Source organism: Nostoc sp. NMS9 (assembly GCF_017114995.1).
Classification (GTDB): domain Bacteria; phylum Cyanobacteriota; class Cyanobacteriia; order Cyanobacteriales; family Nostocaceae; genus Nostoc.
In genome coordinates this window covers 56104-72001 of record NZ_JABXKL010000097.1, presented here as the reverse complement: position 1 = coordinate 72001, position 15898 = coordinate 56104, and the positions used below count along the sequence as shown (strand labels likewise).

General features: G+C 43.1%; 15 protein-coding genes. 8 read left to right on the top strand and 7 right to left on the bottom strand.

Features of this window, described 5'->3' with window-relative positions:
* Positions 1–86: 86 nt before the first annotated feature.
* Positions 87–1838 carry an ABC transporter ATP-binding protein gene (locus tag HWQ40_RS32415; protein WP_292786083.1) on the bottom strand — a complete coding sequence of 584 codons (1752 nt, stop codon included), beginning with the start codon at positions 1836–1838 and terminating at the stop codon, positions 87–89.
* Between the two features lie 247 nt (positions 1839–2085).
* The gene (locus HWQ40_RS32410; RefSeq protein ID WP_292786082.1) at positions 2086–2736 is read right to left on the bottom strand and encodes a hypothetical protein; all 651 of its coding nucleotides are present in this window, start codon (positions 2734–2736) and stop codon (positions 2086–2088) included.
* A gap of 379 nt (positions 2737–3115) precedes the next feature.
* On the opposite strand from HWQ40_RS32410, the gene galE reads away from it, so the two are divergent.
* Complete coding sequence (gene galE / locus HWQ40_RS32405; protein WP_292786081.1) at positions 3116–4114, top strand: UDP-glucose 4-epimerase GalE; 999 nt, start codon at positions 3116–3118, stop codon at positions 4112–4114.
* 178 nt (positions 4115–4292) lie between these two features.
* Here the strand turns inward: galE and HWQ40_RS32400 are convergent, their stop codons facing one another.
* Positions 4293–4991 carry a hypothetical protein gene (locus tag HWQ40_RS32400; RefSeq protein WP_292786080.1) on the bottom strand — a complete coding sequence of 233 codons (699 nt, stop codon included), beginning with the start codon at positions 4989–4991 and terminating at the stop codon, positions 4293–4295.
* The gene (locus HWQ40_RS32395) at positions 4966–6237 is read right to left on the bottom strand and encodes a sulfite exporter TauE/SafE family protein (protein ID WP_292786085.1); all 1272 of its coding nucleotides are present in this window, start codon (positions 6235–6237) and stop codon (positions 4966–4968) included. Before HWQ40_RS32395 ends, HWQ40_RS32400 begins: the two co-directional genes overlap by 26 nt.
* Before the next feature lie 612 nt (positions 6238–6849).
* Here HWQ40_RS32395 and HWQ40_RS32390 point away from each other — a divergent pair.
* From HWQ40_RS32390 to HWQ40_RS32370, 5 genes are all read left to right on the top strand, one after another.
* Positions 6850–8184 carry an ABC transporter substrate-binding protein gene (locus HWQ40_RS32390; RefSeq protein ID WP_292786079.1) on the top strand — a complete coding sequence of 445 codons (1335 nt, stop codon included), beginning with the start codon at positions 6850–6852 and terminating at the stop codon, positions 8182–8184.
* A gap of 80 nt (positions 8185–8264) precedes the next feature.
* Positions 8265–9176: a carbohydrate ABC transporter permease gene (locus HWQ40_RS32385; RefSeq protein WP_292786078.1), complete on the top strand. Its 912-nt coding sequence runs from the start codon at positions 8265–8267 to the stop codon at positions 9174–9176.
* A 3-nt stretch (positions 9177–9179) separates the two neighbouring features.
* Positions 9180–10064: a carbohydrate ABC transporter permease gene (locus HWQ40_RS32380; protein ID WP_292786077.1), complete on the top strand. Its 885-nt coding sequence runs from the start codon at positions 9180–9182 to the stop codon at positions 10062–10064.
* 8 nt (positions 10065–10072) lie between these two features.
* A complete protein-coding gene (locus HWQ40_RS32375; protein ID WP_292786076.1) occupies positions 10073–11173 on the top strand; it encodes an ABC transporter ATP-binding protein in 1101 nt (366 codons plus the stop codon).
* Positions 11174–12217: 1044 nt separating this feature from the next.
* On the top strand, positions 12218–13264 hold the full coding sequence (locus HWQ40_RS32370; protein WP_292786075.1) for a glycosyltransferase family 2 protein: 1047 nt from the start codon (positions 12218–12220) through the stop codon (positions 13262–13264).
* A gap of 98 nt (positions 13265–13362) precedes the next feature.
* On the opposite strand, the gene HWQ40_RS35790 is transcribed toward HWQ40_RS32370, so the two are convergent.
* Together HWQ40_RS35790 and HWQ40_RS32365 are read right to left on the bottom strand one after the other, a co-directional pair.
* The gene (locus HWQ40_RS35790) at positions 13363–13488 is read right to left on the bottom strand and encodes a transposase (RefSeq protein WP_366934041.1); all 126 of its coding nucleotides are present in this window, start codon (positions 13486–13488) and stop codon (positions 13363–13365) included.
* Entirely contained in the window at positions 13463–13630 is a 168-nt protein-coding gene (locus tag HWQ40_RS32365) for a hypothetical protein (RefSeq protein WP_292786074.1), read from the bottom strand. The genes HWQ40_RS35790 and HWQ40_RS32365 overlap by 26 nt, the downstream gene beginning before the upstream one ends.
* 65 nt (positions 13631–13695) lie before the next feature.
* On the opposite strand from HWQ40_RS32365, the gene HWQ40_RS32360 reads away from it, so the two are divergent.
* Positions 13696–14751, top strand: coding sequence for a M28 family peptidase (locus HWQ40_RS32360; protein ID WP_292786073.1), 1056 nt, complete (start codon positions 13696–13698; stop codon positions 14749–14751).
* Positions 14752–14822: 71 nt separating this feature from the next.
* On the opposite strand, the gene HWQ40_RS32355 is transcribed toward HWQ40_RS32360, so the two are convergent.
* On the bottom strand, positions 14823–15332 hold the full coding sequence (locus tag HWQ40_RS32355; protein ID WP_292786071.1) for a hypothetical protein: 510 nt from the start codon (positions 15330–15332) through the stop codon (positions 14823–14825).
* A 39-nt stretch (positions 15333–15371) separates the two neighbouring features.
* Here HWQ40_RS32355 and HWQ40_RS32350 point away from each other — a divergent pair, with 39 nt between their 5' ends.
* Positions 15372–15548 (top strand): hypothetical protein, encoded by a 177-nt coding sequence (locus HWQ40_RS32350; RefSeq protein ID WP_292786069.1) that lies wholly within the window; start codon positions 15372–15374, stop codon positions 15546–15548.
* Positions 15549–15898: the final 350 nt, after the last annotated feature.

The window sequence follows — 15898 nt, the reverse complement described above, 5'->3', positions numbered from 1 at the left end:
CTGCCCCCTGCCTTCTGCCCCCTGCCTTCTGCCCCCTGCCTTCTGCCCCCTGCCTCCTGCCCCCTGCCTCCTGCCCCCTGCCTCCTTCACCGCAGTAATTCCTCAACTTGATGTTGGCTCCACAAAGTTCTGTATAAACCCTGTTGTTGTAAAAGTTCTAAGTGATTTCCGACCTGCACAATTTTTCCCTTTTCCATTACAAAAATTCGGTCAGCTGCCGCTGCCGCTGATAATTGGTGCGTAATAAAAATCACTGTTTTACGTTCAGTACCACTGGAGAGATTTTTGAGGATTTGCATGGCTGTTTGATTATCCACACTAGAGAGAGCGTCATCCAAAATTAACACTGGGGCATTGACCAACATTGCTCGAGCCAAAGCAGTACGTTGCCGTTGACCGCCAGAAAGATTAATACCGCGTTCGCCAACAATAGTTTCATATTGCTGGGGAAAATTGTAAATTTCTGATTCAATTTGGGCAAGTTTAGCGACAGATTCTACCTGCTGTTGTTCGCTAATTGGATCGCCGTAGCGAATATTATTTTTGATTGTAGTGCTAAATAGAAAGCTATCTTGAGGAACGTAGGCGATCGCACCTCGTAAATCTGTCAAAGCGATCTTAGTAATATCTAGCCCATCTAAAAACAATTGTCCTGATTCAATATCCAACAAGCGTGGTAGAGCATTGGCCAAAGTAGATTTCCCCGAACCAATTGCCCCAACAATCGCTACAGTTTCTCCAGGAGCAATGGTAAAGTTAATATTTGCTAAAGCTGGAGTAGTAGAACCAGGGTAATTGTAGGTGAGATTTTTAGCTGTCAGTTCGCCTTTAAGTTCTGCCACTGGTAGATGTATGGCATCGGCTGTGTCTTGAATTTTCGGTGTGACAGAGAGAATAGATTCAAGCCTATCAATACTAACTTCACCTCGTTGGTAGACAGTAATTGTGAATCCTAAAAGGGCTGTGGGAAAAACTAGACCCTCTACATAAATTAACAGTGCTATAAAGTCGCCAACCTGAAGGGTTCCAGAAGACATTCGCGCCGCCCCTAGCCATATGATTACAAACGAGCTGACATTGGCTAGCCCACCAATTAGCGGAAACAGTGTATTGCGGATTTTTGCCAGTTCCAGATTAGCAGTCAATAGCTGCTGATTTTTCTTGGCAAAAGCTCGACGCTCGTTTGCTTCTTGGGCATAGATTTTAATTAAGGCAATGCCACTAATATCTTCCTGGATGAGTTCGCTGATGTCAGAGAGTTGCTCTTGGACTTTTGCTTGTTGTTTGCGTAAGCGATCGCTAAACAGACTCACCAACAAGAGTATAAAAGGGTAAACTGCTAGGGCAGCTAGTGTGAGATCCACACTAATCGCTAGCATTACTGGCAGTGTCAGGGCGTAGGCAAACACCGTATTTGCCAAACTCAAGACTGCAAAACCCAATAACCGCTTGATATTGTCCACATCACTGGTAGCGCGACTAATCAAATCGCCAGCAGTATTACTGGCAAAATAAGCAGGCTCCAGCTTGAGTAAGTGTTCAAAAATCCGTTGTTTCAGGTCAAATTCCACCTGACGCCCCACCCCAAATAGCCAAATGCGTGATGCCATCCGCATTAGCCACATCGCCGAACTGAGCAAGACAATGATCACTACGTCATGTAGTATTTGGTTCAAGATGAAGGTTGTTGAGAGTTTATCAACACCAGCACGAATCAACAAAGTGATATAAACGCGCAGTGCATTGACAGACAATAAAGCGAGAATGCCTAAGGAAGCCTCCCGCCAATGGGGTCTTAGGTAAGCACTGAGTTTAGCGATTCGTCGAGATTTTGCCATTAAAGCAATTGTGCAACTTTATCATCCTAGATTAACTGCTAGTCCAAGAAGGCAGCTATGAAGAGGAAATATCGCTTGTTATAAATTCAGCTTTTATTACCTCTTTTAACTGGATAGTTATTGGCGTTCGGTACTAGTAGTCCACCACAGCAACTTTAATGAAGAAATAAGTTCGTAGTAAGGACTTTAGTCCTTGGATTGAGCGCTTGAGCGCTCACTACGAACTCAGTAAAGTTCTCTTGCCTGATTACCGCTGAACACGCAAGAACCTGTAAACTTCAACGAGATAACTTTCCCAAGTTCTTGTTGTCAATTGCAACGTTTGTGCATCCGGTACAAAGTCTTCAAGCCGTAAACCCCGTGTGCGAATATCTTGAGGATTTCCTTGTAATAAATAGGGAGGCACTCTCAAATTATAAGAAAGAATGCGATCGCCCGTTACATCTGAGATGTTCGCTGTGGTGGGTTGCCCTAATGCCACCAGTGTCCCAGATGTTGGTGTAGCAGTTGCGACAGATGTTTCACCCGTCATTGCTAGAGGTGCTCTATAAAGGAAATAGGCGACTGCTGGTGTACTTGCTAACAGCAAAATAGTCAGTGCCCAACCGATCAAGTATCCTCCTGGTTTCTCTATTCCACCTCCTTTGATTTTCTGAGCAGCAAGAATCATCAGTAAAACAGAGGCTCCCAAAGGCTTGAGGGGAAAAGATAGCATCCTCCACAACGAAGCCACAGCAGGTTCATTGGGGTTAAGAAATGATAGGGCTACGATTACCAAGATAACGACTAAGATTAATCGCCCGACAAAAGTTCCAGAGGGATAAAATCGCTGGAACAGAGAATAGACGATAGTGCCAATCAGCAGCCACAGCAGTACCCGGCTTAATAATAGAAACATAGACTAACTCTCAAATTTTCTGGTGCAGTGAGCCAGTGTGGTGGTAAGGCAGTCCGTTTGGATCGGGGTTGCCCCCAGAAAGGACTGCCATGCATGGTTTCCCTGCATAAAACAACTGGCGAATTCTTACTGGTAGCGACGTTAAAAGCGTCACCCGTAAGGCTCAACCTAGAGGTTTCGGGAAATGGATTTATTTTATTGTCAAATTGTAATCGCACTGTTTGACTTAAAATTTCTCAAACCTCACACCCAAAGACTACCGTCGTAGTGATTTTAGTGCAATTTTTTGACACTGCGTCTATTATTTATAATTTTCCAGAAGAGTAATATGGTACCGGTAAACTAAATTAATTAAGTAATCGATTCAAAAGGAAAAACTATGTCGCCTGGAAAGCCTACTATTCTGGTAACAGGGGGAGCTGGATATATTGGTTCCCATACAGTGCTTGCTTTGAAGAAAGCAGGTTATAGCGTTGTCATACTTGATAATCTGGTCTATGGACATCGCGATTTAGTAGAAAAGGTTTTACAGGTAGAACTGATAATTGGGGACACAGGCGATCGCGCCTTGCTGGATCATGTATTTAAAACCCACGATATTGCTGCGGTGATGCATTTTTCTGCTTATGCCTACGTAGGAGAATCTGTTACCGATCCGGCCAAATATTACCGCAATAATGTCCTTGGTACTTTGACCCTGTTAGAAGCGATGCTGACAGCATCTGTAAAGAAATTTGTCTTTTCTTCTACCTGTGCCACCTACGGCGTACCGGAATTCGTGCCCATTCCAGAAACCCATCCCCAAAATCCGATTAATCCCTATGGGGCTACAAAGCTGATGGTAGAAAGGATTCTCTCTGATTTTGATGTCGCTTACGGTTTACAATCAGTGCGTTTTCGCTACTTCAATGCTGCTGGTGCTAATCCCAATGGCTTACTAGGCGAGGATCACAACCCAGAAACCCATTTGATTCCCTTGGTGCTAATGACAGCTTTAGGCAAACGAGAATCCATCTCAATTTTCGGCACTGATTACCACACGCCCGATGGTACGTGTATTCGCGATTATATTCACGTTAACGACTTAGCAGATGCCCATATTTTGGGATTGGAATATTTATTAAAAGGTGGCGATAGCGAAGTTTTTAATTTGAGCAATGCCAGCGGTTTCTCCGTCAGAGAAGTCATTGCCGCAGTCGAAGAGGTGACAGGAATTTCGATACCAGTAGAAGAACGCGATCGCCGTCCTGGCGATCCCCCAATTCTCATTGGCACCAGCGATAAAGCCAGAACAATCTTAGGCTGGCAACCTCAGTATCCATCCATCAAAGATATTGTCGCTGACGCGTGGCAGTGGCATCAGAAGCGACATAAGTAAAAGTTAGGAGTTAGGAGTTAGGGGTTAGGGGTTAGGGGTTAGGAGTTAGGAGTTAGGGGTTAGGAGTTAGTAAATTTTAGATTTTAGATTTTTTCTTCAATCCAAAATCCAAAATTCAAAATCTAAAATAGTTAAGTCTTGAATTCATAACTCATAACTCCTCACTCCTAACTCCTAACTACTCCCCACCCCTCCTCATACTTTGCATGACGACAACTAAGATGCCAATAAATCCGAGAATTGGCAGTGCGATCGCCCAAGTTGGTAATTGTTGAGATTGACCCTCTACTAAATCACCATTGACATCTCGCAGGTTTCGTGTATTTTGTGTAGACCCGCCTGCCACAGTCACTTCAAATTTGAACTCAAAGGGTTTGAATCTTGCCCCAGAGACAGGTTTTCCATTTAGTTGCAACTCATAAAGACCTGGTTTGGGAAAGACAACTTCTGCACCTGGAATGCCTTTATAACGTTCGGCTGACACAGGTTGTAACTGTGGTTCTAACAGCGGTGGCTCTCCGGCTGCATAAGGTTCGGCATAGACAGCCAACTGACAATTACACTGTGACAGAGGAATCACCTTTCCACCTCTGCGGGTAAGTGCAAACCAGGCTTGGCTTGCTTCTCCAGCACGGGGATTATCATTTGGTTCAATGTGGAGAGTACCGCCAACATCTGAGCCTACTTCCACCTTATGAGCAAAAGCAGGGTAAAGATTAGTTATTGATATAACTAAGCAACTCAGGAATAATAAATACTTTATCGTTCCTTGATTTTTCCAGAAAATGCCTTTCAGGGGGTAACGCCTCTGTTTTTGACTCGTTGAGACGGAGGCAGAAAATAAGGATGATTTACCGCGATTTGGTTGGGGGAACATAAAACTTTTCTACGGCTAACTTTGACCAAAAAAAGCGCGAACGCACTAGCAAGACACTGAGAGTAACAATTACCATCAGTACTGCCGCTAATTTATTTCCCCAAGTTGATTGCAAGGAACCCAGGTAATGGGAACCAATCAACACAGTATGAATGGCACTCAAGAGCAAGGCTGGCACACCCAATAGATGAATCTGTCGCCAACGCTTGCCCAAAGATTTTTGCAACGATTCCCAACTTGTAAAAGCGGCGGGGGACATTAATACCAATGCTACAGCACCCGCAGCCATCCCCCACTGAAATTCTGGCGGCAGAAAAGAAAAGGCGGCAAAATTCCATTGCAATGAGTGTTCTATCATGTGGAAGGTGTGAACCACAGAAAGCACAAAAGATCCCACTCCCAAGCCGCGACGATAACGCAGTGGTGAAGCCCACAAGCCACTAATCGGACGCGCAATTAACGCCAAAATTAAGCAGATTAAGGCGGCGTGTCCGGTGTAATCTACCATTGTGTCACCAGTCCGCAGCAAGGTGATAACGCCAATGGTGAGTGTTACCCAACCGCCTAATCGAAACAACTGACTGCGCCTGTCTTTACTTACCAATGATGTGGAAACGCCTACACCTAGCATCGTGGGCAAGGTTCCCAAGCCAAAAGCCAGCATAGTAGCTGTACTCATCCATAAATTGCCAGTTTCAGCGGCTTTAATTTGGGCAGCATACAGGAAACCACAGGGCATTAAACCCCAAGTCATCCCCAAAAGCATTGGCGTCCACCATTTGGTTTTTAAGGAAAGTTTAACCATTCCGGTGCTGAGGCGATCGTGTAAACTACCTTGCAATAGGGGATGTAACACGGGAATGCGCGGTAGTAAATCGGGTTTTAGTTGTCCTAAGCCAAACCAAATCAACATCACACCAGTCAAAATTGCCATCCAGCGCCGGAAGTCGCTACCAACACCTGCTAGCTGTCCACCTTGCAGCAATACCGAACCTAGCGCCCCAATGCCAGCACCAACTAGAGCATAGCTCAACATCCGCCCCAGGTTTAGCAGGATATGAAATTTTAATTGCTGTTGCCAAGTATCGGGTTTTTCTAAAGTTAATGTTCTTCCCAAGGAGACTGTTTGTGGACTTTTTGGCTGATGAGACAGAGAAAATGCCACTGTTAGCGGGCCACACATCCCAAAGCAATGTCCAAAACTCCCCAGGAACCCCAGGATTGCGATCAGCAACAAATCTACCATAAAAAAATCCTGAGTCATGAGTCCTGAGTGTCCGAATAAAGATTTTGAAGAAGTAATAAGAAATTTTTTCTTCTTTACTTCAGTACTCAGCACTCCTGTAGTGGGTAACTGTAAGTGAAGTTGCGATCGCTGTCAAAAGACAAAGCGTCAAACTTGATGTTTTCTCTAGGAAATCTAATTTATCTAAACTTTCACTGACAATTGCCTAAATTCTCTTATCAAGCGCATTAGTAGCCTCATCGAATAACAAAATATGAGGTTTGAATGCCAAAGCACGAGCAATGAACAATCGCTATCGCACCTGACAAAGAGACTGACCATCGCTCCAGTCTGAATATGTCTGCAAATAATCGCTTACCCAAATAAAAACAGAGTGTTGTCATCATGTCGATAATGCAGTCATTACAATTATCAAAAGTTTTTTCCAAGAGAGAGAGCGCCACTATTTGGTAACTTGAGATACACTTTTTTGCTAAACTATCTTAAACCATAGGTTGGAATAAATTAATTTTACTTATAATAAATCGTAAAAAAATAATACAAAATAATCTTTTTCCGATATTTTATGTTTTTATTTCCTAATAATTACTACTAGCGATCGCTACATTGATAATGTTGTACCGAAAGCCAATAAACAAGTTGCAAAAATTTATCCAAAAACAAAGTTATTTACATATAGGGATTTTCTTGGCAACCCTCTTGAGCATTATATTGTTCAGTTGGGTAGCACTCTCGCAGCAACCAGTTACCCTGAATCTGTTAATGACTGCCCCTGATGCCCAACCTTGGAGGCAGGGTTTAATTAGAGACTTCGAGGCTGAGAACCCTGGTATTCGCATTAACCTAGTTGAAGGTCCGAATGCCACAAATTTGCTCGAAGACCTGTATACCTCATCTTTTATCTTGGGTGAATCCCCTTATGACCTGATCAATATGGATGTGATCTGGACATCCAAGTTTGCTGCTGCTGGATGGTTGCTACCTTTAGGCGATCGCATTTCTAAAGAGGAGTTGGCAGCATTTTCACCCCAGGATGTAGAAGGGGGACGTTACCAAGACAAGCTGTACCGCATTCCAGTGCGTTCCGACGTGGGAATGCTTTACTACCGGGAAGATTTAATTAAACAAGCAGGATTAAAGCCGCCAGAAACCTTTGATGATTTGATCCGAATTTCCCAAGTCTTGCAGAAGAAAAAGGAGGTAAATTGGGGCTATCTTTGGCAAGGTCGCCAATATGAAGGACTTGTGGCGATGTTTGCGGAAGTCCTCGATGGCTTTGGTGGCTTCTGGGTTAATCCCAAGACGCTCGAAGTTGGACTAGATCGACCAGAAACATTACGAGCCATTGAGTTTCTGCGTAGTACCGTTAAAGAAGGCGTTTCTCCTCCTGGAGTCACGACCTACCAGGAAGAAGATACCCGACGCTTGTTTCAAAGTGGTCAAGTAGCGTTTTTACGCAGTTGGCCCTATGCGTGGCCTTTAGCCCAGGCAGAAAATTCGCCAATCCGGGGCAAAATTGCGATTAAACCGATGGTTCATGCTCCTGGAAAGACGGGAGCGGCTTGTTTAGGGGGGTGGGGTTTAGGGATTGCTAAATCTTCTCAACATCCTGAAGAAGCTTGGAAAGCAATTCAGTATTTTACCAGTCGGGAAGCACAGCGCCGATTCATTTTCAGTGCAGGCTATGTACCCAGTCGCCGGGAATTGTTTACAGACCAAGAGATTGTTGCTAAATACCCTCACTATCCGCAGTTATTGAAGGTCGTGGACAATGCAGTTTTACGTCCACCGATCGCGCAATATGCTCAAACATCAGATATTTTACAGCGTTATCTCAGCGCCGCATTATCCGGTCGGATGAATTCGGAACGAGCAATGCAAGCTGCTGCTGCCGAAACACGCCGACTGCTGGGGGCAGGGGGAGAGCAATTAAAAATTAAAAATTAAAAATTAAAAATTAAACAACTTGTGCTTTCTGCCTCCTCTTTGCCAATGCCCAATGCCCAATGACAAATGACAAATGACAAATGACAAATTTACATAAACTAAGAAATCGAGAACAACAGACAGCCTGGATCTTACTAACACCAGCATTGCTACTGTTGTTGTTTGTATTTGCCTACCCGATTTTACGAGCATTTTGGTTAAGCGTATTTACTAAAAATTTGGCAACAGAGCTACAACCTGTATTCTCTGGTTTGGAGAATTATGTGCGGATGGCGGGGGATGGTCGTTTTTGGCAGAGTTTGTGGGCGACAACCGTGTTCACAACAGCATCAGTAATCTCAGAACTACTGCTAGGATTGGGGATTGCCTTAGTTCTCAATCAGGCGTTTTTTGGGCGGGGCATAGTGCGTACAACTGCAATTATCCCTTGGGCTTTGCCTACTGCTTTGATTGGTCTGGCATGGTCTTGGATTTTTAACGACCAGTTTGGGGTTGTGAACGATATTCTGCTGCGGTTGGGGCTGATTAAGACTGGGATTAATTGGTTAGGAGATCCAACGCTGGCGACGATCGCACTGGTTTTTGCTGATGTTTGGAAAACTACGCCGTTTATCAGTATCCTGTTGCTAGCTGGGTTGCAGTCGATATCAAAAGACCTCTATGAAGCTTACTCGGTCGATGGGGCAACTGCTTGGCAAAGCTTCTGCAATATTACCCTGCCATTGCTGCTACCGCAAATTTTAATTGCAGTACTATTTCGGTTTGCTCAAGCTTTCGGGATTTTTGACTTGGTTGCTGTGATGACCGGGGGTGGCCCTGGTGGCGCTACGGAAGTGGTGTCATTGTACATTTACTCCACGGTGATGCGCTACTTAGATTTTGGTTATGGAGCAGCCCTTGTAGTGGTGACATTTTTAATATTGATTGCGGCGGTGGCGATCGCTAGTTTCTTGCTTAACAAATACCGTGCCAAAACATCAGGAGCCATTTAAGCCATGAGTGTAACTCCCCAAGCAGTTCCAACGACTCCAAGACGAACAGGGGGAACCAAGTTTTCTCTGAAAAAAATCTTGCTGTTCATCATAGTTGTATTAATAGTAGTATTTAGCCTAGCACCAGCTCTATGGCAATTGCTGACCTCGTTTAAAGTAAATGACGATATTGCCGCCGTTCCTACTGTCTATTTCCCCACACGATTCACTTTCAATCACTACATTGAGTTATTCACCCGTCGTCCATTTTGGCGCTACATCTTCAACAGTGCCTTTGTGTCAATTACTTCTACCGCTGTAGCTTTAGCGATCGGCGCACCTGCGGCTTATACTCTCGCACGGTTACGCCCTTGGGGTGAACGAGTTATCCTCGCCAGCATTCTAATTGTTACCTTATTTCCTGGAATTCTGTTGTTCTTAGGATTGTTAGAAATTATCCAAGCGCTTAAATTGGGAAATAATTATCTGGCCCTGATTATACCCTATACTGCGATCAATTTGCCGCTAACAATTTTAGTACTTAAAAGCTTTTTTCAACAATTGCCAAAAGATTTGGAAGATTCTGCTAGGGTCGATGGCTACAACACCTTTCAACTACTGTGGCAAATCGTGCTACCCATGACCCTTCCCGCCTTAGTGACTACTGGAATCCTCACCTTTATTTTTGCTTGGAACGAGTTTATTTTCGCTCTGACGTTTATGACTCGTGAAGAGTTGAAGACAATTCCCGTTGCTGCGGCTCAGTTGGGTGGTGCGACAATATATGAAATTCCCTATGGCCCGATCGCTGCTGCAACTGTCATCGGGACATTACCCCTGATTTTACTAGTTTTGTTTTTCCAGCGCCGGATTGTCCAAGGTCTTACCGCTGGTGCTGTCAAAGGATAAAAATAAAAATGGCTAAACTCGAACTCAAAAACTTGAATAAAACCTACAATCCTAAAGTTATCCCTGTCAAAGACGTTAGCTTAACTGTAGATAACCATGAGTTTCTGACTTTACTTGGCCCTTCTGGCTGTGGTAAATCCACTGTCCTACGGATGATTGCGGGTCTTGAAGAACCGACTCGCGGTCAGATTGAGATTGGGGAGGTCGATGTCACCTATAAACGAGCAGCCGATCGCAACATTGCAATGGTATTTCAAAGCTATGCACTCTATCCTCACATGACAGTGTACGAAAACCTCGCTTCTGGACTCAAGCTGAAAAAAGTACCACCTACAGAAATTAAACAGCGAGTGGCAGAAGTAGCAGAAGTTTTAGGATTAGCAGAGTTAATGAACCGCAAGCCTGGTCAAATGTCTGGAGGTCAAAGGCAGCGGGTTGCTGTCGGTCGTGCTTTGGTGCGTCATGCCGATGTCTACCTGCTAGATGAACCTTTAAGTAACTTAGATGCACTATTGCGGGAACGAGTCCGAGCCGATATCAAGCAAATTTTTGCAGCCCAAAAAGTGCCAGTTGTCTACGTTACCCACGACCAAACAGAAGCGATGACGCTCTCCACGAAAGTTGCATTGCTCAACGATGGCTATGTCCAGCAACTTGACCCACCTGACCGCATCTATAACCATCCAGCTAATTTATTTGTGGCTGGATTTGTTGGTAGTCCGCAAATGAATTTGCTGACTTTACCTTGTAGGGGACAATACGCGCTGCTGGGTAACTTTCAAGTGCTTCTCCCAGATATACCAACTGTACCACCGCAGATTGTTCTGGGAATTCGTCCAGAAAATGTCCGCATTGCTCAACCAGGTGATACCCAGACTATTCAAGGGCGAGTATTTTTAGTAGAAAATTTGGGTATGCACTATTTGGTCAGTGTCAAAATTGAGGGTTCACAAACCGGAGCGATTACGGTACGTGCTTTGTTGCCAACAGACCAAAATTGGAGTAACGAGGATATTACACTAGCATTGCCCCCTGAAGATATTCACTGGTTTGATGTGGAATCTGGCCATGCTCTTGTTAAGAGACAAATGTTAGGTGTTAGGAGCTAAGGCAAGAGACGCGATAAATCGCTGTCTCTAGAATAATCACTGTCCGTTCGCTTATTTCGATCTGACTTTTTAAATTACTGACGACAGAATTGGTGTTTCAGCCTTTCCCACAATAACGTAGGCGCAGCACGTCGTAGACATCGCCACTTAATAGTTCATTAAAACTATAAATTTCAAATAAAAAGGGAGATGAAAAATTATCTACGGTTGATTGATTGGGTGTGATGCAGTTAGGGGGGTTTTATGGGGCGGTATGGGAGCTATAGCAGCTCGCACATGGGTAAGGTATTAAAAAAAATAATTAATCACAAGCAAACATGAACCTATCCCACTATTCTAAAAATCCCTACTTTTTGCCGTAAAATGTGCTTTAAAGCCTTAATTTTTCGTTTTCATTTCTCAATAAGCTTCAGTTTTGTAGCACAAATATTATTAGTGGGATAAGTTCATGGTTCTAGGTTGGCACAGTTGTGTTACCATACAATTCGTGTATGAACTTCATTCAAACGAAAATCCCAATATGTCTCACCTACCTACTATATAAGTAAGTAAAAATCATTTATGATTACGCTATTAAAAAATAAATTATTATCAAACAGAATACATTCGTCAGGAATCAGAATTGATTCTTAATTTTGTACAACTGGAGGATAGCGTAGCGTAAAGCCTTCTCTTCGAGAGGCTTTGCCAACGGCATGGCTTCGCTTAGAGCGAGTCCGCGTACCCTTACAGGGAAGCAAGCTACGCGCAGCGTCTCGTAGAGAGCGTCTGAATAATCAGCTTTAAGACCCCAACAAAACAAGAAAATTTGGTGGTGCAACAATTCAGTCGTGGGTCTAAATCCCCGATTGATAACGAAGCTCCTTCTCTACGAAAGGCTTCTTTTTCAGAGACGCTAACGCGTAGCTTGCTTCTCCGTAGGAGTACGCCAACGAGTCTGCGAGTGCCTTGATTCTGGCTTCTGAATTCTTCTTTCAACAAATTTTCATTGGAATTTTAACATTGTAATCTAAGTGTTTAGTGATTAGTCAGGAGTTTAGTTTGATGAATCCTAAAGTATCTGTAATTATCCCTGCTTACAATACTGAAGTTTATATTAAGAAGGCAATAGAGTCAGTCTTAGATCAAACACTCACTGAGCTTGAAGTTATTGTGATCGATGATGGTTCAACTGATAAAACTGTAGAAGTTGCTAAGAGTTTTACCGATCAACGTCTCAAAGTAATAGTTAATCCACAAAACCTTGGGGTTTCTGCTGCGCGTAATCTTGCTATCAGAGCAGCCCAAGGAGAATGGATTGCTATTCTTGATTCAGATGACTGGTATGCTCATGAAAGACTAGAAAAGCTTGTGTTGCTGGCAGAACAAGCAAATGCAGATATGATTGCAGACGATGTTTATTTTATCAAAGATGGTGCAACATCTCCTTGGAGTACATTGATTCAAGAAAGTGGAGAACATATAGATAAAATTATCCAAATTGATATCGTTTATTTTGTAGAGACTGATGTCTATGGAAAAGCAGGGCTGCATCTTGGTTTAAGTAAGCCTATGTTCAAACGAGAATTTTTGGTTAAACACAGCATTGAGTACGATGAAACCCTAAGCATAGCTGAGGACTTTTGGTTTGACATGAAATGCTTAATCAATGGCGCTCGCTTTTTTCTAGTGCCAGAAGCCTATTATTTCTACCGTTCACGCTCTTTTTCTCTTGTACGTAAAAGCCCATTTAAACGTCTAAATCAATCTTGCATATCTACTTATTCTTTCATGCAGCAAAAAGTTGTGAAAGAAAATCCAGCTTTAATGCGTGCTCTATCTTATAATCTTACAGTTTACAACAGAACTTTAGCTTACTATCAAGTTTCATTGCCTATCAAAGAAGGAAAATGGTTATTAGCATTTAGAGAACTCACGAAAAATCCAGGCTTTTTTTATGATTTTATTTCTAATTTTAACAATATGATCAAACGTCGATTTCAATACTATGTAATGGGTAATGAATTAGTTTTTGAAATGTCTTATAATCTCCAGATAAAACGAAGAAAACCAATTAGTAGGATCGCAGCCTTATCAAAAAATAATATATAGTGGTTCTCAGTTGGGTGCAATATAGTAACAGCAGTGGGTGAACTATCCAATAATGTCTTTTTTAGTTACTGCATTCAGAGCATTTGTAATGGCTTCGTCTAACTGAAGATATGTTTTAGCAGCAAGCGATGCCTGCGGCGGGTACGCCTACGCAAAAACTCTTTCACCTTCGACCAACAATTTTCAATCGGTGAAAAATCAGGAGAATAAGGAGATAAGTACACCAGCCTTGCCCCAACGGCAACAAGAAGCTTCCTTTATACCTGTGACTTTGCGAGAACTGAAATTATCCATGACAACAGTTGCGCCTGCCCAAAGATTCGGAACCAAAGCCTGAGACACCTGTTGCCTGAATACTTCTGACATAACCCTCTTGTCCTCCCCAAGGTTGATTTGCGCTACCCTAAGTCTGGAAGCCAAGGATAAATCAGATGAGAAAATGGATTTGGCTGATGCTGTTGGTGCTGATGACAGTTGCCGTGTTGGGTAGCAGAGGTAGCACGTTTTTTGAACAACGTCCCTCACCGACAATTGTTGAGCGGATTCCAGTGAAAACACCCGAACCACAGCCAGAGTCAAGGGAAGTTTACATTGCCCCGCAAGTGTCTACTGACAAGCTGTTAAACCATATCCAAAAGTTGAATTTTCAGCGCTACACCACAAAAGAGCGATCGCTTACTCGCACTTATATTACAACTGAACTGAAAAAAATAGGCTGGAAACCTAAATTAGAAAAGTTCTCCGACGGTGTGAATATTTTTGCCGAACGTCCAGGAACTAAAAAAGCAGCTAAAGCAATTCTTGTAGCAGCACATTACGACACTGTTGCCTCTTCCCCTGGTGCCGATGATAATGCCAGTGGTGTAGCTGTAGTGCTGGAAGTAGCCCGATTGCTAGGTTCTCGTCCTACACCACGAACGTTACAGCTAGCTTTTTTTGACCAAGAGGAAGCAGGACTTTTAGGTAGTCAGGCTTTTGTGAGTCAGACAGCACGCTTGCAAAATTTAGGCGGCGCGATCGTTATGGATATGGTAGGTTACGCTTGTTACACTGCTGGTTGTCAGAAATACCCTGCCGGATTGCCTGTTAAGCCACCTAGCGACAAAGGCGACTTTTTGGCGGTAGTCGGTGATACAGAACATTTATCTTTGCTGAATGCCTTTCAAAACTCACAAAATATCCCCTCAACCGCCCTGAATAAACAGGAATCAAATTTGCCAGCAGTTCTAACACTGCCAATTCCTTTTAAAGGTTTACTGACACCAGACACCCTACGCAGCGACCATGCGCCGTTTTGGTACCAGGGCGTGGGCGCTGTGCTGGTGACAGATACCGCAAATTTACGCACTCCGCACTATCATAAACCTAGCGATGTGCCAGCGACTATTGAGCGATCGTTCTTCACAGGAGCAGCACAAATTGTAGTTAATGCGACTAGTGCCTTGTTAGAGAAAGACCAGGTTTTGGAAACTCAACCACCAAGCTAACTTATGAATTATGAATTATCTTGACCAAAAACGAAAAGGATACAAGCCCCTAAATTTATTTATGGGGATCATTAATTTTGAATTTTGAATTTTGAATTTTGAATTCGGAGCGTTCGTGCAGCGTCTCGTAGAGAAGCGACGTGACTGGCTTTTGGTTCAGGGAAAGTCAACGTCCAATTATTTTTATCATTTACCTGAGAATACAAACCTTGGAGAATGAGCCGTAGAGTTTTTCGAGTTCTAATAGGCTTCTTTACCAGATAAGTTCCTGGTTGAGCAAAAATATCATCAAAGTTTTGTTTATGACCAAATTGTTTTGAACAGTAACTACCAGCACCTTGGACTGTTAACACAAAAAATGGAGCTTGTTTGTATTCATCAGGAATCATAAAGATTCCATATACATGGTGACGACCACGCCACGGCTGAACAATAACCTTAGTAGCATGTACTTGGAATTTTGTAGTTTTTGATGCGATAAAAGCCTCAAAATTGCAATCAGAATCATTCACAGGCCACCACAGTGTAATAATACTCAGGGAGAGCAGCAAAATTAAAATATATGGGAGTCTGCGACGCATAAAGCCAAGAAAAATTGTTGATGCGGCTGGTAGAATTTGATGAGTAATGATAGTGCAGCTACAGCAGTCAGACTATTCACCTGCAACACCTCTGCAAGACGTTTTAAAGCGCAAAGACAAAACATTAAGCAGTCGGTTAAATTTTCCTGTCAAAAAAAATTGCAGATTGTAGATGCGATCGCTTCCCCTGTTCTAGTAGCTCCGTTACAGTATTAAACCTAGCTGAGAAACAATCGAGCTTTTGTGGCTGTTAACACTGATTTATGCTCAAATTTTTAGCTGTGATGAATTCTACAATTCGTTACTTTTGTTATGCTTGTAATATGGCTGTGTTTGCATCAGCAGATGCTTTGAGGAGATTAGAGCATAGGCGTAAGCCCGCACTTCTCTACGTTCGTGCAGCGTGTCGCAGACAGCCGCTCTTGCTAGCTTGCTTCCACCAAGTGGTACGACAAAGCTCAGTGACTATCGTAGACATTGCCAGCAAGTTAAGATAAAATTTACTTTTATTTCTAAGCAATTATTTGGGTAGTCAAATACACAAATATCCGTTATATTCCCGTAAG